The following is a 16,678-nucleotide window of genomic DNA, read 5'->3' on the forward strand; positions in this document are numbered from 1 at the left end:
AGACGACTATGCTTTCGATATCCGACCTTACCTACCGCATTGGTGGCCGAACCCTGCTAGATAAAGCTTCGCTTTCTATTGGGGCAGGTCAGCGCGTGGGTTTGGTTGGGCCGAACGGCATTGGTAAATCGACGCTCTTCAAACTTATCTCGAACGAGTTGGTTGCCGACTCAGGTGAAATATCACTCGTCAAAAATGCGAGTGTGGGTTGGGTGCGTCAGGATTTACCGGAGGATGATACCCCGCTCATCGATATCGTATTGGCAGCAGATACAGAACGCGCTGCTCTCATGAAAGAGGCCGAGACCGTTACCGACCCTGACCGTATGGGGTATATCTATACGCGCCTGGATGAGATAAGCGCCTATGATGCACCTTCGCGTGCCGCAACCATCCTTTCTGGCCTTGGCTTCGATGATGAGGCGCAGCAACGCCCTATCTCGGACTTTTCAGGTGGCTGGCGGATGCGCGTGGCACTGGCAGCAACATTGTTTCGCCAACCCAACCTGCTGATGCTGGATGAACCCACCAACCACCTCGACTTCGAGGCGATGGTGTGGCTGGAGAATTATCTGATGCGCTATAACGAGACGTTGCTCATCATCAGCCATGACCGCGATATCTTGAATAAAACCGTGACGCATATTTTGCACATGGAGAATCAGAAGCTCAATGCCTATACGGGCACGTATGACGAGTTCGAGCGCCGCCGTGCTGAGAAGATGCTGAACCAAACTGCACTGCGTGAAAAGCAGCTTAAGCAAAGAGAACATATGATGAAATTTGTTGAGCGCTTTGGTGCAAAAGCCAGCAAAGCACGCCAAGCACAAAGCCGTCTCAAGGCCATTGCAAAAATGGATATCGTAGATGCCGTAATGGCCGACCGCGTGACGGCATTTGAATTCCCTGAACCGCAAGAATTGCGCTCACCACTCATCACGCTCGATGGCGTGGATGCGGGCTATGAAACGGGCAAACCGATTCTCAAGAACCTTGATTTGCGCATTGATATGGATGACCGCATCGCACTACTAGGTGCGAATGGTAACGGTAAATCAACCTTGGTTAAGCTGCTATCGGGACGTTTGCCGCCCATGAAGGGTACCATCAATAAATCAGGCAAATTGAAGGTCGGCTATTTTGCGCAGTTCCAAACCGACGAGCTGGAAGTTGACCAAACCCCTTACCAAATCATGCAAGCCGCCATGAAGGGTGTTCATGAGTCGAAAGTGCGTGCCGCGCTAGGGCGCTTTGGTTTTGATAAAGACAAGTCCGACACCAAGGTTGGCGATTGCTCGGGTGGCGAGAAAGCCCGCCTGCTCTTTTGTTTGATGAGTTATGATGCGCCACACATCATGCTGCTGGATGAACCTACCAACCACCTCGATATTGATGCACGTGAAGCGCTCATGCAAGCGCTCAACAATTACTCAGGGGCGGTGATTCTCGTGAGCCACGACCCGCATTTGGTCGATAGTGTAGCCGATAGATTATGGCTGGTGGCTGATGGCACCTGCGTGCCGTATGAGGATGATCTAGAGGGCTACAAGAAACTCGTAGTGCAGCAACGTCGCCGCGAGCGCGAGAGTGCGCGCAAAGAAGGTCGCCGCGAAAAAGGCGGCAAGAAAACCAACATCGGTAAGCTCGAAGAAAACGTCCTCACGCTCATCGAAAAGAAGGATGCGCTGGAGAACGAGATCGCGCTATGCTGCGAAACAGGTGATGCAAATAATCTTAAACGCCTCAACCTGACATACGAAAAACTGCAAAATGATCTGAGTGAAGCGGAAGCACAGCTTGAAAAAGCGCTAGCTCAAAATGCTTAAAATGTACGCCTAAGCTTTAAACGTCCGCTCGATGGCTCGCCTCGTTCTTAGCGAAACTTCTAGATTTTCGCTTTAGTTTTGCCTTCTGGACAAAACTAGAGCGAAAATGGTGCTGCTGATAGGAATCGGACCTACGACCCCGTCATTACCAATGACGTGCTCTACCACTGAGCTACAGCAGCACACTTGCGAAGTGGCGCGTATGCCACAAACCATTCTTGCCTGCAAGCAGTGATTTATGGTAGAAAAACCAATGGCTATCATTAAAGACCCCGCCAAGAAAAAAACGGCACAGCGCCGCAAGGTCAAACTGGCCGCCGCGCTCAAGCGCAACATGGCGCGTCGTAAGGCCGCCCCGAAGAAAGCGGGTAGCCAATGAGTGACCACTCGGATGCTAAAAAACTGAAAAAGAAGCTTCAGAACCTCAAAAACCGGCGCCACCAAGTAATTAACCAGCACGCCGAACAGCATGGGCGCGAGCGGGATTTGGACCTTGAGCGCGAAGAGGAATTGCGTGATAGCGCCCGCGAAGCCAGTGAACGCGGGGCGAAGAACAAAAAAGACGAGCCTACATGGTCAGCACGGATGCAAGAGGTGCGCAATAAGCTGGATGGTCGTAAACGTATGGCCGAAGATCGCTGGAACCGCTTTGCGGGCACCGAAGGCGGTGGTGGGCGCGGGCTTTAGTTACTCACGCTATCCACATAGGCTGTGCTTAGCGGTTTGCTTATCCATATAAACGCGCTAGACAGGCTCTATGCCCATTCAACCCGACCATTGGATCCGCGACCGCGCGCTCAAAGACAAGATGATTGAGCCGTTCGTCGAGAACCTGAAACGCGAAAACGTGATTTCTTACGGCTTGTCGTCGTATGGATATGACGCGCGCGTGGCTGACGAATTCAAGATTTTCACCAATGTGGATTCCGCCATCGTCGACCCGAAAGACTTCAGCCCCAAAAGCTTCGTCGACCGTAAAACAGACGTGTGCATCATTCCGCCAAATTCGTTCGTGCTCGCACGTACCGTTGAATATTTCCGCATCCCACGTGATACTCTGGTCATCTGCCTTGGCAAATCGACCTATGCGCGTTGCGGTATCATCGTGAACGTGACACCTCTGGAGCCAGAGTGGGAAGGCCATGTGACGTTGGAGTTTTCTAACACCACACCCCTGCCCGCGAAGATCTATGCCAACGAGGGTGCTTGCCAGTTCCTCTTCCTCAAAGGCGAGTCGATGTGCGAAGTCTCTTACGGTGACCGTAAAGGCAAATATATGGGTCAAACTGGCGTGACCCTACCAAAGGTAGAGTCGAAAAAATCCGCGTAACTTTTTGTCGTTCTGCTATGGTGGCGGCATGCAGCCACTACGTTTTCTATTCATTGATTTCAACAGCTACTTCGCTTCAGTCGAGCAACAATTAAAGCCCGATTTGCGCGGCGAGCCTGTGATTGTCGTACCCGTGATGACGGATGCCACAAGCGCCATCGCAGCCAGCTATGAGGCCAAGGCACTTAGCATTAAGACTGGCACGCCAGTCTATGAGGCCAAGCGTATCTGTAAGCATCTCAAAATCGTTGAGGCCAATCACGAGCACTATGTACGTTTCCACGATAGGCTGCACGAGATTGTGCATCGCGTGATTCCTGTTTCCTATGTTGCATCGATTGATGAATTTGGGTGCGAGCTGATGGGTGATGAGTGCGAAGAGGAAAAAGCGATCAACATCGCAGGGCGCATCAAGGATGCAATACGCCATGAAGCAGGAAAATACATACGTTGCTCGATTGGAATCGCACCGAATCGCTATTTGGCAAAAGTTGCCTGCGACCTGCAAAAACCCGATGGCCTTACCGTGATTCGCCACGCAGATATACCTGCCAAACTCATGGCACTTGCACCGCGTGACTTGCCTGGTATCGGCTATAATATGGAGCAGCGCTTGCTACAGCATGGCATTCGAAGTTTTGCCGATATCTGGAAGCTCGAGCCAAAGCATATGCGCAGAATATGGCATTCCGTGGCGGGCGAGCAGCTTTATTATCGCCTGCGCGGGGTCGAGATTCCCGATGCGCCGACCCATACATCCACCATTGGTCATTCGCATGTGCTGGCACCTGAATGGCGCGCTATAGAGGCGGCGCATATTGTGGCGCAACGGCTTGTGCTCAAAGCCGCAAGCCGCTTACGGCGCAAAGCCTATCATGCGCGATTCCTCGATCTGTCGGTGCGTATCGAAAATGGCGCACGGGTTGCCTACCGCGCCGAGTTTCCACTCGCTGCTGACTCCATGCAGTTCATGCGGGCACTTGAGTGTTTATGGCGACAGCTTCTGCAGGAAATGAATCCAGCGCGACTCAAGAAAATTTCTGTCACGCTGCACGGTCTGCAAGCGGATACCGCCATTCAGCCTACCCTGTTCGATGCGATGGAGGCAGGCAATCCCCAACGCGCCGATCGCCTCGAAAGAGCGAGCAAGGCGATGGATAGGCTCAATGCCAAATTTGGGCGTGATACCGTGGCTATGGGCTTTTTACCTAAGACTTCCAGCCAGTTCTCGGGCACCAAGATCGCATTTTCCCGAGTCCCAGAGCTTGCCGAATTCCACGAATAGGCCTTTGACGCATGGGGTTTTTTACCCTAAAACCCGCCCCCTATGGATAAATTACGCATTATCGGCGGTACGGAGCTTTCTGGACGCATTGTCATTGGTGGCGCGAAAAACGCGGCGCTGCCGCTTATGTGCGCCGCATTACTCACCAGTGAAAAGGTAACGCTGGAGAATGTGCCGTATCTGGCAGATGTCACGACCATGGCAAAGCTGCTGATGCAGCATGGCGTGCTACTCTCGATGCGCGACCCCGCAACGGGCTTGTTTGCGGATAGCAGCCCGACGGCTGGGCGCTATAGCCGTGAGCTGACGCTGCAGGCGAAAGAAATTACCAGCATCACCGCACCGTATGATTTGGTGCGCACCATGCGTGCGTCCATTCTCGTGCTTGGCCCACTGCTGGCGCGCGAAGGCCGCGCCAAGGTATCGTTGCCTGGCGGTTGTGCGATTGGCACACGCCCTATCGATATGCATTTAGCAGCGATGGAGGCACTAGGTGCCAAGATTACACTGGAAGAAGGTTATGTGTTAGCTGAAGCGCCTCAAGGATTGAAAGGTGCAGAAGTTCGATTTGAGAAAGTATCGGTCGGCGCGACAGAGAACGTGCTGATGGCTGCCTCGCTCGCACAAGGTACGACCGTGATTTACAATGCGGCACGTGAACCAGAAATTACCGACCTTGCTGATTTGCTCAACGCGATGGGTGCGAACATCGAAGGTGCGGGCACAGAAACCATTACCGTTCGTGGTGTTTCTGCGCTTTCAGGAACCACGCACCGCGTGATTGCCGACCGCATTGAGACAGGCAGCTATCTTGCTGCGGTGGCGATGGCGGGTGGCGAGCTGGAATTGGTGGATGCGCGCCTTGATACACTCGGCAATGTGGTTGCCGCGATGGAACAAGTAGGCGTGCATGTCGAACAAGGTGATGATGTTGTGCGTGTGTGGCGCAATGGCGCAGGCCTCAAGCCGATGGCCATTTCTACGCAGCCTTACCCTGATTTCCCCACCGACATGCAAGCGCAGATGATGACGGTGCTGACACAGGCCGAAGGCGATTCGCCCATCACTGAAACGATTTTTGAAAACCGTTTTATGCACGTGCCAGAGCTTACGCGCATGGGTGCAAATATCAGCGTAAACGGTAATACCGCTACGGTACATGGGCGCACCAAACTCAAAGGTGCACCCGTCATGGCAACGGATTTGCGTGCCTCGGTTTCACTGGTGATTGCCGCACTAGGTGCTGAGGGTGAAACCATTGTTAGCCGTATCTATCACCTTGATCGTGGCTATGAACGTCTGGAAGAAAAACTCACGCTGTGTGGCGCGAAGATAAGCAGGATCCGATGAGTCTTACCTTTTCGCAACCCACCATTTTTGCAATTCCCAAAGGTCGAATCTTTGAGGAGTTGGCGCCGCTATTTGCAAAGCTTGGTATTAAGCCTGAAGCAAAATTCTTCGACGAGAATGATCGCTCGCTGCGTTTTGAATCGAACATTAAAAATCTTTCGTTCATTCGTGTGCGCAGCTTCGATGTTGCCACATTCGTTGCGCATGGCGCAGCACAGCTTGGCGTGTGCGGCTTGGATGTGATGGAAGAATTCAATTACCCAGAACTTTATGCGCCACTTGATTTGGGTATTGGTAAATGCCGCTTGAGTGTCGCTGAACCGAAAGGTCTGGCAGATAATGACGACCCCACACGCTGGACGCACGTAAAAATTGCTACCAAATATCCAAGCCTCACCGCTCGCCATTTCGCTGCGCGTGGCGTGCAGGCAGAATGCATCACGCTGAATGGCGCGATGGAGCTTGCGCCCGCAGTAGGGCTTAGTGAGCGGATTGTTGATTTGGTTTCAAGCGGCGCGACGCTGAAAGCAAACGGACTTGTCGAGATCGAAAAAATTATGGATATTTCGTCACGACTGATTGTCAATCGCACGGCTTACAAAACGCGTAACCAAGAAATCAGCGCAGTGATTGAGGCATTCAAACATGGTGCATAGACTTACCCATAAAGATACCGATAAATTGCGCGAATTACTCGCAGCACGTATCAGTGGTGAGACAAATGTTACGCCCGTAGTGCGCGATATTATCGCAGAGATTCGCCGCAATGGTGACACAGCGCTCATCAGCTACACCAAGCGTTTTGACGAGGTGATTTTATCGCCAGGTCGCTTGCGCTTCACCAAAGATGAAATCGCCAAAGCGACGGCTGAGTGCGACAAAGAAGTTTATGCGGCGCTTGAGCTGGCAGCAAAACGCATTCGTGATTATCACGAAAAGCAGCTCCCCAAGGATGAGCGCTATCAGGACGCAGATGGCGTTACGCTGGGTTGGAAATATTCGCCGCTAGCTTCGGTGGGCCTTTACGTTCCGGGCGGAAAGGCTAGCTATCCATCCAGCGTCTTGATGAATGCGATTCCTGCAAAAGTGGCAGGTGTTGAACGCCTTGTTATGGTAGTGCCCACGCCTACTGGCAAAATCAATCCTGCGGTGTTGGCAGCAGCGCAAATTGCAGGTGTTGATGAGATTTACCGCATCGGTGGTGCGCAGGCAGTGGCGGCGCTCGCTTACGGTACAGAGACGATTCAGCCTGTCGATAAAATCGTCGGCCCAGGCAATGCCTATGTGGCGGAAGCTAAGCGTCAAGTCTTTGGCGCGGTGGGGATTGATACGATTGCGGGCCCTTCCGAGATTCTCGTGGTGGCCGATGCGCGCAACGAACCTACATGGATCGCGGCTGATTTGCTTTCGCAAGCGGAGCATGACGAAGAGGCGCAAGCCATTCTGATTACGAATGATGCCACGTTTGCTGACGCCGTCGCGCAAGAAATCGAGATGCTCTTAGCCATGCTGCCGCGTCGCGAAATCACCAGTGTTTCGTGGAAGAATCATGGAGCAATCATTGTGGTCGATTCCTTTGCCGATGCGCTGCCACTGATCGATATGATTGCACCTGAACATTTGGAACTTGCTATCGAGGACGCTGAGGTTTTTGCCAGCAAGGTAAAGCGCGCGGGGGCAATTTTCCTTGGGCGTCATACACCTGAAGCGATTGGCGATTATATTGCGGGCCCTTCACACGTATTGCCGACATCACGTGCGGCACGCTTCTCATCAGGCTTGTCGGTGTTTGATTTCGTCACCCGCACCAGCATCATTGGTTGCAGCCCTGTTGCTGCTAAAGCACTGGCCGAGCCTGCGGCGATTCTAGCAGACTGTGAAGGCCTGCCCGCACACGCACTTTCGTTGAGATTGCGCACCAAGTGATGGTATAAGGGCGCATGGCCCGCATTACCAAAGTCACCCTTGACGACGCCAGCATCATTCGTCGCACACCAGAAGTCGAACATGAACGGCGCGTGGCGATGGCAGATTTGGTCGAGGATAATCGCTTCGCGTTGCGCTCGAATGGGTGCGAAGGCCCTTACGAATTATTTATCAGTGTGCGCGAGAATCGCCTGACTTTGCGGCTGACCAATCCCCAGTCTCAGGGTCATGATATTGTGCTGCCACTGGCGCCGTTTCGCGGCATTATCAAAGACTATTTCATGATTTGCGAGAGTTACTTTGAGGCTATTAAACACGCCACTTCGGACAAAATCCAGACCATCGATATGGCACGTCGCGGCGTGCATAATGAAGGTTCTGAGCAGCTCCAATCGCTGCTGGATGATGCCGCAGCAATCGACTTTGATACGGCGCGCCGCCTTTTCACACTTATTTGCGTGTTGCACATTAAATAATGATTTGAGGGAGCCTTACCCCCTGCGACCCCCGCCGCAAGCGGCTCGCGCAGCTTCGGCGCTACGCAATTTGCATATTGCACATTAAGCCTGCCATGCTATAAGCCCGCACATGGCTAAAGAAGAACTCTTAGAATTCAAAGGCGTGGTCACGGAAGTGCTGCCCAATACCATGTTCAAGGTAACCCTTGAAAATGGCCACGTTGTGTTGGCGCATGCTTCGGGCTCGATGCGCAAAAACCGCATTCGCGTACTGGCGGGCGACAAGGTTACCGTTGAAATGACGCCGTATGATTTGTCCAAAGGACGAATCAAGTTCCGCGAGAAATAATCGTGTCGTTGATACTCGCATCTGCATCACCACGCAGATTGCAGCTACTCGCGCAGATCGGCATCGTACCCGCCAAAGTTATCCCCGCAGATATTGATGAGACACCCCACAAGGGCGAGCTGCCGCTTGCTTATGCCAAGCGTCTAGCCCGCGAAAAGGCGGATGCAGTAGCAGGCGACTTTGTTCTTGCGGCAGATACGGTGGTTGCCTGTGGTCGGCGTATTCTGCCTAAAGGTGAAAATGAGGCTATGGCACGCGAATGCCTCGCCTTGCTTTCCAATCGTCGTCACAAGGTTATTACAGGTGTTTGTGTGCGTAGAAACGGCGTGAGTAAGGTGATTGCTGTCACCACGCTTGTGCAGTTTAGCAATGTCGATATTGATGCGTATATCGCAACAGGTGAGTGGGAAGGTAAGGCGGGCGGCTATGCTATTCAGGGCGCTGCGGCAGCGTTCACGAAAATGATTCGCGGCTCTTTCACAAACGTCGTTGGGTTGCCGCTTTACGAAGTCGCAAAGCTACTCCGCTAACAGGGCACTCATCGATTTTCCTGCAAGAATATGCACGTGGAAATGGAATACCGACTGCCCAGCAACTGCACCATTATTGGTGATGATGCGGAAGTCTTTGAGTCCTAATTGCTGCACTACTTTGTGCACGGACTCAAAAAATTGGCCGACATTTTTTGCACCCGCTTTTGCAACAAAATCTGCGAAGGATTCATAATCCCCCTTCGGCACCACCAATACGTGTATGGGTGCGGCAGGTGCAATGTCGTGAAAGGCGAGCGCGAAAACGTCTTCATACACTTTATTGCAAGGTATTTCACCGCCTAGGATCCGCGCGAAGATATTATTGCTATCGTAAGCCATTACTGCGCTCGTTTGTTTTTTTCTTCGATGCCACTAACACCTTCGCGGCGTTCGAGCTCTTTCATGATGTCTTCGGGGGTGATGTTCATGGCGGCCCATAGCACCATCAAATGAAACAACACGTCCGCACTTTCGCGGATGGTAGCATCCTTGTCATTTTGCGTCGCGGCGATTGATACTTCAACGCCCTCTTCACCCACTTTCTTGGCGATGTGCGCGATGCCCTTGCTCATCAGCTTAGCAACATAGCTGCTTTCTGGGCTAGCATTGCGCCGAGCAACGATCGTGTTGAAGAGCTTGTAAAGTGAATCTTGCATATTACTGCCTTACCGCAATCGCAGCATTTGATAAAGACTCTTTCACATCGGCTATCTTGAATTGGCCAAAATGGAAGACGCTTGCGGCAAGCAAACCCGTGGCGCCCGCTTTGGCGCCTTCTGCGAAATCTTTGAGACTGCCAACACCGCCAGAGGCAATGACTGGTACGCGCACAATGCTAGTGATACGCTTGATGAGCTCGACATCGTAGCCGTCTTTGGTGCCGTCCCTATCCATTGAGGTGACTAGCAATTCGCCCGCACCTGAGGAGGCCATTCTTTTTGCCCATTCCACCGCATCCAACCCTGTGGGGTTGCGCCCACCATGGGTGAAGATTTCCCATCTTCCGTCAGCAACCTTCTTGGCATCAATTGCCACGACGATACATTGCGCGCCAAATTTCTCGGCCGCTTCTTTGACGAACTCAGGACGCTTGACCGCCGCACTGTTGATGGAAACTTTATCTGCACCTGCCAATAATAGCGTGCGAATATCGCCCAGCTCGCGCACGCCACCACCCACAGTGAAGGGCATGAAACATTGCTGCGCCACCTTATCCACCATGTCGTATAGAATGCCGCGATTATCGGAAGTAGCGGTAATGTCGAGGAAGCAGAGCTCATCCGCTCCCTGTGCATCGTAGAGCTTGGCTTGCTCGATGGGATCGCCTGCATCCATCAAATCGACAAAGTTCACACCCTTGACGACGCGGCCACCCGTGACGTCTAGACATGGAATGATTCTGACAGGAAACGTCATGCGATTTTCAATGCTTTCAAATCAATCTTTTTTTCGTAAAGCGCTTTGCCAATGATAATGCCTTCAAAGCAGTCCATCTTTGCGGCAGCCTCAATATCGTGATTGCCCGACACACCGCCCGATACAATCACGGGAATACGCACGGACTTGGCTAGCGCTGCGGTTTCTTCCAAGTTAGGGCCACTCAAAGTTCCGTCACGCCCGATGTCGGTGTAGATGATACTTGCAACGCCTGCGTCCTCGAAGGCGCGGGCTAAATCAACTGCACGCATTTGCGACGTGTTCACCCAGCCCTCAACCGCCACCATGCCGCCCTTCGCGTCGATGCCGACAACGATTTGCTTTGGGAATGCGCGCGCTAATTCGCGAACAAACGAGGGATTCTTAAGCGCAATCGTGCCGAGTATGACGCGCGCGATACCTGCTTCCAACCATGCCTCGACTTGTGCGCGGGTGCGAATACCGCCACCAAGCTGCACGGGTATCGTCAATCGCTCTAGCATCGCCTCGACGGGTTTTTTGTTCACGCTTTGTCCCTCAATCGCGCCATTCAAATCTACCACGTGAAGGTATTTGAAGCCCGCAGCTTCAAACTCGGCAGCTTGTTCGGCAGGGTTCTCGCCATAGATTGTGGCCTGCGCCATATCACCCTTGAATAGGCGTACGCATTTACCGTCTTTCAGATCAATGGCGGGGTAGAGTCTCATACCAGCCCAGATATAGGCTCGAGTTTTTTATAGAAGTAATGGCCAGCGACCATCGTGGCATTGACGAATTCATAGTAAGGCAGCCTGCCCCATTCCGTGTATCCAGACTCACGATAAATCTGTAGCGCGCGCTCTTGCGTTTCGCGCACAGAGAGGCGAACCATCGAGAAGCCATCTTTCGCGGCTTCGCGTTCCGCATGCTCCAGCAGTGTTTTTGCCAACCCATGTCCGCGTGCCCATGGTGCGACGAAATGCGCTTCAATCTCGCAGGAGAATGCAGAAGTTTCTTTGCTCTTACTAGGGCGCACCAGTTGGATGGAAGCTGCCAATGTGCCGTCCAGTCTTCCGCCTAGCAAGGTGCGTGAAGGTACGACTAGTACACCTTTCCAATACGCTTCCAGCACATCGCGGATGGGCGGTGTAAGCCAATTGAAGCCGATACCGTCGGTAATCGCATCTTCTGTGGCTTGGCAAAGGTCACTCAAATCCGAGCCACGAAACGCTGTTATTTTTTCAACCGAAATGGGCATTACATCCTCACGAAATTGGTTAGAAGCTCAAGGCCAATGCGTTGGCTCTTTTCTGGGTGGAACTGTGTCGCGACGATGTGGTCACGGCCGATGATTGCCACAACATCACCCCCATAGTCAACCGTTGCCAGCACATCGTTTGGTGCGGCACCTACCGCGTGGTAGCTATGCACAAAATAGGCATGCGATGCCTGCGGAATGTTACTGAATAACGGATGATTCGCCTTAAGGCGCAGCTTGTTCCACCCCATGTGAGGAATGCGTAGATTTTGATCCGCAGGGGTAAGTGGTTTGACTTCGCCTTTGAACCAACCAAGCCCCTCATGCACACCGAATTCGTGGCCGCGCTCGAACAGCATTTGCATGCCTACACAGATACCCAGAAAAGGGGTCGTGCCGTGGCGCACGTGTTTTTCAAGCGCCGCAATCATATTTGGCAGGGCCTTCAAACCATTCATACAATCGGCAAATGCGCCAACGCCTGGCAGCACAATATGCGTTGCCGTTGCCAACTCTGCGGCATCGCTGGTGATGCGCACCTCGTCGTCTGGTGCAACATGTGCCAAGGCTTTGCGGACAGAATGTAAATTCCCTGCGCCGCAATCAATGATGAGGATCTGTTTCATGCGTGTTCGTGGCTGTAATAATAACGGCGTTCTGCATCCAGCACATTGCTACCAGTGCTGACATCTCGCAAAATAAAGCCTCTGCGCTCCAGTGCGGCGCCGCGAATTTCTGAAGCATTGGCAGCGAGCCAGCATTGTAAAGCAAGTTGGATGATACCAATCGACACTTCAGACCACCCAAGCTTTTGGCCAACCATAACCGATGCAACCAGCAACACGGTGAATAATATCGCCTCTAGCCACAAGCGCTGATACAGCAACCATGCACCATGAAACAAAAATGCGAATATCGAAAAGCCTTGGCGCACAAGCACGGTGGCCTCTTCTTCTGGCTTGTTCGGGTGCTGATAGATTTCATAAAGTTGAATAGAGTTGAACATATGCTCGGCTCTGTCTTCGCCTTCTTGCTAAATTCGCTTCGCGTACTAAGCGTCGGTTATTTCTTTGTCAAAACACCCTTGGTGGAGGGCACGGCATCGGCCTTACGCGGGTCAATCTCGACTGCTTGGCGCAAGCAACGCGCAACACCTTTATAGCAGCTCTCCACGATATGGTGGTTATTCACGCCATAGAGGTTCTCGATATGCAGTGTCATGCCTGAGGTCTGCGCAAAGGCTTGGAACCATTCGCGGAATAACTCGGTGTCCATCTCGCCTAATTTTGGTTTGGTGAAGCTGACATTCCACACAAAGTAAGGACGGCCTGAAAGGTCAATCGCCACGCGGGTCAATGTTTCGTCCATGGGCGAGAGGGCGTCTGCATAGCGACGAATGCCCACGCGTTCACCCAGCGCATCGGCCACGGCTTGGCCAATCGCCAGACCTGTATCTTCGGTGGTATGGTGGAAATCGATGTGGAGGTCGCCCTTAGCCTCAACCTTAAGGTCCATCAACGAATGGCGCGAAAGCTGCTCGAGCATATGGTCGAGAAACCCTATACCCGTGCTCACTTGGTACTGGCCCGTACCATCGAGATTCACCTCAACGACGATGCTGGTTTCTTTCGTTTTACGTTCGACTTTTGCAATGCGTGCCATGGGCTCTCCTGATGAGGCGCACGCTAAACGAGGCCGCCCGTCCCGTCAACTGTCTGAGACAAAAGCAGCTCTTTTGACAATTGACAGGACCATGTAGATAGTTGATAAAGTCAAGTATATGGGAACTGCCTCGCACGTCGCCGCTATACGGCACTTTAACCGCACCTACACCCGCCATGTGGGCGCAGTGAACGGCAAGAGCTTGCCAAAAGGCTATAGTCTGCCTGAGTTACATATCTTGCACGCTATTGCGCAAAAGCCCGATATTACCGCTAAGGAGCTTACCGTCCTGCTGGATATGGATGCGGGGTATCTTAGCCGTATTCTGACACGGCTGGTGAAACGCAAACTCGTCACGCGCACACCCAGCGTGATGGATAAGCGTCAACTTCACCTGAAACTTACACCTACAGGCTTACAACGCTTTAATGAGGTTGAGGCATTCGCCAACCATTATGTAAGCGAGCAGTTGGCATCGCTCGTGCCCGCCAAGCGCGACACGATGGTTAAATCCATGCAGACAATTTTGAACACCATCAACGAAGACCCCTCTGCGCCGATCATCTTTCGCCAACTCAAACTGGGTGATGCGGGCTGGATTGTGCATCGTCATGGGGCGTTGATTGCTCCTGAATTTGGCTGGGATACACGCTTTGAAGCGCTTTGCGCGCGCATCCTGGCCGACTTTATTGACCAGTATCAACCAGCGTGGGAGCGTAGCTATGTCGTCGAGCGTAATGGCGATATTCTGGGTTCACTCTTTCTAGTACGCCACGATGCAGAAACGGCCAAGCTGCGCCTGCTCTATGTTGAGCCGGCCGCACGCGGCATGGGTTTGGCAACGAAGCTGCTTGAGAAGGCCATTCAATTTGCGCGCAGCAAACATTATAAACGTGTCACGCTTTTCACGACCTCGAACAATCTGGCCGCACGTCGCCTTTATGATGCAGTGGGCTTTAAGATTGTGAAAGAAGAGGTGCAGGATTTTTGTGGTATGCCGCTTACCGAAGAACATTGGGAGCTGATGCTTGCTTAATGCGCGGCGCTATATTATGGCATGAGTGAAATCATTTCTGGAGCTACTCATGTTGAAAAAAATCCTTCTCGTATTCGTCGTATTGATTCTTAGCTTTGTTGGTTATGTTTCAACGAAACCTTCAGAGTATCGCTATGAGCGTGCTCTGGTGATCGCCGCACCGGCCGATGTTATTTTCCCCTTCGTGAACACACAGAAGGAATGGGAAAAATGGTCGCCATGGGCAGATCAAGATCCCGATATGAAGATTAGCTACGAAGGCGCAGAGTCGGGTGTTGGCTCAATCGTGACATGGGAAGGTAACTCGAAAGTGGGCAAAGGTTCATCCACCATCACCGAAAGTGTGCCGTTTGATCGCGTCGTATTCGCGCTGGATTTCGTCGAGCCAATGGCTGGCAAAAGCACCGTTACTTTCACCTTCTCACCTACCGTAGAGGGCACGAAAGTGACGTGGGCAATGGAAGGTAAAGCAGGCTTTGCTGCCAAGGCGATGAGCGTTATCATGGATTGTGGAGATATCTGCACCAGCATGATGAGCAAGGGTCTCAAGAAATTGGCTGCTGTTGCTACGGCTGATGTTGCTGCAAAAGCTGCAGCGATTGCGTCGGAAGCGGCCGAGGCTGCTAAAGCGCTCGATGAGAAAGCAGAAGAAGCGCCCGCGAAGGAGTAGCGGTTACGCCTTTTTCAAGAACTCGGTACGCAATACAAGGCCTTTGACTTTCTCGGCGTTGCATTCAATTTCGTCCTCGTTAAACGTGAGGCGAATGTTCTTGATCATCGTGCCGCGCTTTAAAGTCACGTTCGCGCCTTTGACTTTCAAATCCTTGATGAGTGTTACTGAGTCACCGTCTGCCAGACGCGTGCCGTTACTATCTTTTACAATGAGATCTTCCATCGCTATTCCTTTACTTCTTTCATGCGCGCAATGTTTGGGTACATGCTGAGAATGGGTATGCGCCACCCATACACTTTCAAGCGGTAGCGCTTGCCCACGTCCAGATCACCATAAAAATCGCTGCTATTATATTTCAGGAACCAACCCGCATCGTCGTTACGAAAGACGCCGTGATCCGTGTAGATGAGGTACGTGCTGGTCACGACATTTTCACGTCTTTGGCTCTCGGTAGAGATTTGCTTATCTTTGATGAGGACATTCTCTATCGTGCGTTGGGTTAGCCACTGATAGGGAAGATTCGTGAACAGCAGCCCGACGATGATAATGACGGGAATGGCGATAAACAGAATGCGGCGCATGAGCCTATTCTTTTCCGAATATCTTGCGCACCGTTTGGCGAATCATACGCTTGATGCGCATTGAGTTCGAGCGCGCAGGCGCCATGATCAACTCGTTCACGACAGATTTTTTGCGGTCCATGCGTGATTCAAACGGCCAGTTCACGCCGCAGCGATACGGAATATGCTCGGTCTCTTTGATGGCACGCACCAGGCAACGACCATAGGTGTAGAATTTCACCTCAACGTCTTTGTAGCCCATGAACTCGCACATATCACGCAAGCAAACGCCAGAAGGCTGCCACCACATGCCGCCATGGTAACGACCAAAATTCGCATATGAGCGGTTTTTATCGTCCACCGCGTTGGTCTCGATGAGTAATTCGCCACCAACCTTGAGTAGTTGGTTCAGTTGGTAAAGCCCTACCAACATATCGCTCATGTGGTAAAGCACGCCACTGAATAGAATCATATCGAGCGAGGCATTTTCAATATGCTGCCCCAGCGTGTAAACTGAGGACGGAATCGTTTTGATGTTATCTTTTTTTAGCAACTTTGCGAGGTAGTTGCACTGCTCGAGGTGCGATGGCAATTCGTCAACACCATAGACGATGCGCGGGTTGCGCGAGGCAAGAATCGCGCTGATGCCGCCCGTATAACAGCCAATATCGGCAATCGCTGCGCCCGAATAATCGGGCTTCAGCCAGCCCCATTCGTCAAGTTTATCAATGATGTTGAGGTAATTATCGCCCAACACGCCCTGTTTCTCAAATGCGCCAAAATCAATCGTGTGGCCCCAGCCATACTGGGCGTTGCGATCCAATGCATCCATTTCCTGCTGGATACGCTTAACTTCATCGTTGCCAGATGGTTTAATCGCAAACACGCTTTTGTATTTGGTATAGGCGGCGCTCATGGTTTCTCGTCTTGTGCTGAGTACGGAGTTTCTAGTTAAGGTGACTTCATAGCAACCACATAGGTGGTAATCAAGCGCTTATCGCCAAGAAAGTAGGCTGCTTTGAGGGTGGTGCCCCTGG

The 16,678-nt window shown here is 52.2% G+C and carries 24 protein-coding genes and 1 tRNA gene; 13 read left to right on the plus strand and 12 right to left on the minus strand.

The features are described from left to right. The first annotated feature begins 8 nt into the window (after window positions 1-8). Window positions 9-1,826, plus strand: a complete 1,818-nt coding sequence (locus J0M34_06560; protein MBN8543910.1) for an ABC-F family ATP-binding cassette domain-containing protein — start codon at window positions 9-11, stop codon at window positions 1,824-1,826. Between the two features lie 107 nt (window positions 1,827-1,933). On the opposite strand, the gene J0M34_06565 is transcribed toward J0M34_06560, so the two are convergent. Beyond that, a tRNA-Thr gene (locus tag J0M34_06565) sits at window positions 1,934-2,008 on the minus strand. Window positions 2,009-2,064: 56 nt separating this feature from the next. Here J0M34_06565 and J0M34_06570 point away from each other — a divergent pair. The 10 genes from J0M34_06570 (at window position 2,065) to maf (ending at window position 9,054) form a co-directional block, all read left to right on the plus strand. Further along, window positions 2,065-2,205: a hypothetical protein gene (locus tag J0M34_06570; protein ID MBN8543911.1), complete on the plus strand. Its 141-nt coding sequence runs from the start codon at window positions 2,065-2,067 to the stop codon at window positions 2,203-2,205. Beyond that, complete coding sequence (locus tag J0M34_06575; protein ID MBN8543912.1) at window positions 2,202-2,513, plus strand: hypothetical protein; 312 nt, start codon at window positions 2,202-2,204, stop codon at window positions 2,511-2,513. Before J0M34_06570 ends, J0M34_06575 begins: the two co-directional genes overlap by 4 nt. A gap of 70 nt (window positions 2,514-2,583) precedes the next feature. After that, window positions 2,584-3,156 (plus strand): dCTP deaminase, encoded by a 573-nt coding sequence (locus J0M34_06580; protein MBN8543913.1) that lies wholly within the window; start codon window positions 2,584-2,586, stop codon window positions 3,154-3,156. 28 nt (window positions 3,157-3,184) lie between these two features. Beyond that, window positions 3,185-4,441, plus strand: a complete 1,257-nt coding sequence (locus J0M34_06585) for an impB/mucB/samB family protein (GenBank protein MBN8543914.1) — start codon at window positions 3,185-3,187, stop codon at window positions 4,439-4,441. Between the two features lie 42 nt (window positions 4,442-4,483). After that, a complete protein-coding gene (gene murA / locus J0M34_06590; protein MBN8543915.1) occupies window positions 4,484-5,791 on the plus strand; it encodes a UDP-N-acetylglucosamine 1-carboxyvinyltransferase in 1,308 nt (435 codons plus the stop codon). Next, window positions 5,788-6,447, plus strand: coding sequence for an ATP phosphoribosyltransferase (locus tag J0M34_06595; GenBank protein ID MBN8543916.1), 660 nt, complete (start codon window positions 5,788-5,790; stop codon window positions 6,445-6,447). Before murA ends, J0M34_06595 begins: the two co-directional genes overlap by 4 nt. Continuing rightward, a complete protein-coding gene (gene hisD, locus J0M34_06600; protein ID MBN8543917.1) occupies window positions 6,437-7,717 on the plus strand; it encodes a histidinol dehydrogenase in 1,281 nt (426 codons plus the stop codon). Before J0M34_06595 ends, hisD begins: the two co-directional genes overlap by 11 nt. A 14-nt stretch (window positions 7,718-7,731) precedes the next feature. Further along, window positions 7,732-8,193: a UPF0262 family protein gene (locus J0M34_06605; GenBank protein MBN8543918.1), complete on the plus strand. Its 462-nt coding sequence runs from the start codon at window positions 7,732-7,734 to the stop codon at window positions 8,191-8,193. 112 nt (window positions 8,194-8,305) lie between these two features. Continuing rightward, window positions 8,306-8,524, plus strand: coding sequence for a translation initiation factor IF-1 (gene infA, locus J0M34_06610; GenBank protein MBN8543919.1), 219 nt, complete (start codon window positions 8,306-8,308; stop codon window positions 8,522-8,524). Then, window positions 8,524-9,054, plus strand: coding sequence for a septum formation protein Maf (gene maf, locus J0M34_06615; GenBank protein ID MBN8543920.1), 531 nt, complete (start codon window positions 8,524-8,526; stop codon window positions 9,052-9,054). Before infA ends, maf begins: the two co-directional genes overlap by 1 nt. Here the strand turns inward: maf and J0M34_06620 are convergent. From J0M34_06620 to hisB, 8 genes are read right to left on the minus strand one after another with little or no spacing between them, the layout of a single operon-like run. Further along, a complete protein-coding gene (locus tag J0M34_06620; GenBank protein MBN8543921.1) occupies window positions 9,043-9,396 on the minus strand; it encodes an HIT domain-containing protein in 354 nt (117 codons plus the stop codon). The two genes, maf and J0M34_06620, sit on opposite strands and share 12 nt — an antisense overlap. Further along, the gene (locus J0M34_06625) at window positions 9,396-9,713 is read right to left on the minus strand and encodes a phosphoribosyl-ATP diphosphatase (GenBank protein MBN8543922.1); all 318 of its coding nucleotides are present in this window, start codon (window positions 9,711-9,713) and stop codon (window positions 9,396-9,398) included. The genes J0M34_06620 and J0M34_06625 overlap by 1 nt, the downstream gene beginning before the upstream one ends. A 1-nt stretch (window position 9,714) precedes the next feature. Continuing rightward, window positions 9,715-10,473, minus strand: a complete 759-nt coding sequence (gene hisF, locus J0M34_06630; protein ID MBN8543923.1) for an imidazole glycerol phosphate synthase subunit HisF — start codon at window positions 10,471-10,473, stop codon at window positions 9,715-9,717. Continuing rightward, window positions 10,470-11,180: a 1-(5-phosphoribosyl)-5-[(5-phosphoribosylamino)methylideneamino]imidazole-4-carboxamide isomerase gene (gene hisA, locus J0M34_06635; GenBank protein ID MBN8543924.1), complete on the minus strand. Its 711-nt coding sequence runs from the start codon at window positions 11,178-11,180 to the stop codon at window positions 10,470-10,472. The genes hisF and hisA overlap by 4 nt, the downstream gene beginning before the upstream one ends. Further along, entirely contained in the window at window positions 11,177-11,710 is a 534-nt protein-coding gene (locus J0M34_06640) for a GNAT family N-acetyltransferase (GenBank protein MBN8543925.1), read from the minus strand. Before J0M34_06640 ends, hisA begins: the two co-directional genes overlap by 4 nt. Beyond that, entirely contained in the window at window positions 11,710-12,336 is a 627-nt protein-coding gene (gene hisH, locus J0M34_06645; GenBank protein ID MBN8543926.1) for an imidazole glycerol phosphate synthase subunit HisH, read from the minus strand. The genes J0M34_06640 and hisH overlap by 1 nt, the downstream gene beginning before the upstream one ends. Continuing rightward, entirely contained in the window at window positions 12,333-12,716 is a 384-nt protein-coding gene (locus J0M34_06650; GenBank protein MBN8543927.1) for a DUF2628 domain-containing protein, read from the minus strand. The genes hisH and J0M34_06650 overlap by 4 nt, the downstream gene beginning before the upstream one ends. 56 nt (window positions 12,717-12,772) lie before the next feature. Then, window positions 12,773-13,372 (minus strand): imidazoleglycerol-phosphate dehydratase HisB, encoded by a 600-nt coding sequence (gene hisB, locus J0M34_06655; GenBank protein ID MBN8543928.1) that lies wholly within the window; start codon window positions 13,370-13,372, stop codon window positions 12,773-12,775. A gap of 118 nt (window positions 13,373-13,490) precedes the next feature. Here hisB and J0M34_06660 point away from each other — a divergent pair, with 118 nt between their 5' ends. After that, window positions 13,491-14,408: a bifunctional helix-turn-helix transcriptional regulator/GNAT family N-acetyltransferase gene (locus tag J0M34_06660; protein MBN8543929.1), complete on the plus strand. Its 918-nt coding sequence runs from the start codon at window positions 13,491-13,493 to the stop codon at window positions 14,406-14,408. 49 nt (window positions 14,409-14,457) lie between these two features. Further along, the gene (locus J0M34_06665; GenBank protein ID MBN8543930.1) at window positions 14,458-15,078 is read left to right on the plus strand and encodes an SRPBCC family protein; all 621 of its coding nucleotides are present in this window, start codon (window positions 14,458-14,460) and stop codon (window positions 15,076-15,078) included. A 3-nt stretch (window positions 15,079-15,081) separates the two neighbouring features. Here J0M34_06665 and J0M34_06670 read toward each other — a convergent pair whose 3' ends face one another. The 3 genes from J0M34_06670 to J0M34_06680 are packed head-to-tail and all read right to left on the minus strand — an operon-like array spanning window position 15,082 to window position 16,557. Then, entirely contained in the window at window positions 15,082-15,369 is a 288-nt protein-coding gene (locus tag J0M34_06670) for an alkylphosphonate utilization protein (protein MBN8543931.1), read from the minus strand. Beyond that, window positions 15,306-15,662, minus strand: a complete 357-nt coding sequence (locus tag J0M34_06675; GenBank protein ID MBN8543932.1) for a DUF1523 family protein — start codon at window positions 15,660-15,662, stop codon at window positions 15,306-15,308. Before J0M34_06675 ends, J0M34_06670 begins: the two co-directional genes overlap by 64 nt. Before the next feature lie 4 nt (window positions 15,663-15,666). Continuing rightward, window positions 15,667-16,557: a DUF1698 domain-containing protein gene (locus tag J0M34_06680; GenBank protein MBN8543933.1), complete on the minus strand. Its 891-nt coding sequence runs from the start codon at window positions 16,555-16,557 to the stop codon at window positions 15,667-15,669. Window positions 16,558-16,678: the final 121 nt, after the last annotated feature.

The sequence above is a fragment of the Alphaproteobacteria bacterium genome, assembly GCA_017302575.1.
Classification (GTDB): Bacteria; Pseudomonadota; Alphaproteobacteria; order Rickettsiales; family UBA3002; genus JAFLDD01.

Excerpts from the sequence above, each read along its gene's own strand:
- J0M34_06560 (MBN8543910.1), top strand. The coding sequence starts at position 9 with ATGCTTTCGATATCCGACCTTACCTACCGCATTGGTGGCCGAACCCTG.
- J0M34_06570 (MBN8543911.1), top strand. The coding sequence starts at position 2,065 with ATGGTAGAAAAACCAATGGCTATCATTAAAGACCCCGCCAAGAAAAAA.
- J0M34_06575 (MBN8543912.1), top strand. The coding sequence starts at position 2,202 with ATGAGTGACCACTCGGATGCTAAAAAACTGAAAAAGAAGCTTCAGAAC.
- J0M34_06580 (MBN8543913.1), top strand. The coding sequence starts at position 2,584 with ATGCCCATTCAACCCGACCATTGGATCCGCGACCGCGCGCTCAAAGAC.
- J0M34_06585 (MBN8543914.1), top strand. The coding sequence starts at position 3,185 with ATGCAGCCACTACGTTTTCTATTCATTGATTTCAACAGCTACTTCGCT.
- murA (MBN8543915.1), top strand. The coding sequence starts at position 4,484 with ATGGATAAATTACGCATTATCGGCGGTACGGAGCTTTCTGGACGCATT.
- J0M34_06595 (MBN8543916.1), top strand. The coding sequence starts at position 5,788 with ATGAGTCTTACCTTTTCGCAACCCACCATTTTTGCAATTCCCAAAGGT.
- hisD (MBN8543917.1), top strand. The coding sequence starts at position 6,437 with ATGGTGCATAGACTTACCCATAAAGATACCGATAAATTGCGCGAATTA.
- J0M34_06605 (MBN8543918.1), top strand. The coding sequence starts at position 7,732 with ATGGCCCGCATTACCAAAGTCACCCTTGACGACGCCAGCATCATTCGT.
- infA (MBN8543919.1), top strand. The coding sequence starts at position 8,306 with ATGGCTAAAGAAGAACTCTTAGAATTCAAAGGCGTGGTCACGGAAGTG.
- J0M34_06620 (MBN8543921.1), bottom strand. The coding sequence starts at position 9,396 with ATGGCTTACGATAGCAATAATATCTTCGCGCGGATCCTAGGCGGTGAA.
- J0M34_06625 (MBN8543922.1), bottom strand. The coding sequence starts at position 9,713 with ATGCAAGATTCACTTTACAAGCTCTTCAACACGATCGTTGCTCGGCGC.
- hisF (MBN8543923.1), bottom strand. The coding sequence starts at position 10,473 with ATGACGTTTCCTGTCAGAATCATTCCATGTCTAGACGTCACGGGTGGC.
- hisA (MBN8543924.1), bottom strand. The coding sequence starts at position 11,180 with ATGAGACTCTACCCCGCCATTGATCTGAAAGACGGTAAATGCGTACGC.
- J0M34_06640 (MBN8543925.1), bottom strand. The coding sequence starts at position 11,710 with ATGCCCATTTCGGTTGAAAAAATAACAGCGTTTCGTGGCTCGGATTTG.
- hisH (MBN8543926.1), bottom strand. The coding sequence starts at position 12,336 with ATGAAACAGATCCTCATCATTGATTGCGGCGCAGGGAATTTACATTCT.
- J0M34_06650 (MBN8543927.1), bottom strand. The coding sequence starts at position 12,716 with ATGTTCAACTCTATTCAACTTTATGAAATCTATCAGCACCCGAACAAG.
- hisB (MBN8543928.1), bottom strand. The coding sequence starts at position 13,372 with ATGGCACGCATTGCAAAAGTCGAACGTAAAACGAAAGAAACCAGCATC.
- J0M34_06660 (MBN8543929.1), top strand. The coding sequence starts at position 13,491 with ATGGGAACTGCCTCGCACGTCGCCGCTATACGGCACTTTAACCGCACC.
- J0M34_06665 (MBN8543930.1), top strand. The coding sequence starts at position 14,458 with ATGTTGAAAAAAATCCTTCTCGTATTCGTCGTATTGATTCTTAGCTTT.
- J0M34_06675 (MBN8543932.1), bottom strand. The coding sequence starts at position 15,662 with ATGCGCCGCATTCTGTTTATCGCCATTCCCGTCATTATCATCGTCGGG.
- J0M34_06680 (MBN8543933.1), bottom strand. The coding sequence starts at position 16,557 with ATGAGCGCCGCCTATACCAAATACAAAAGCGTGTTTGCGATTAAACCA.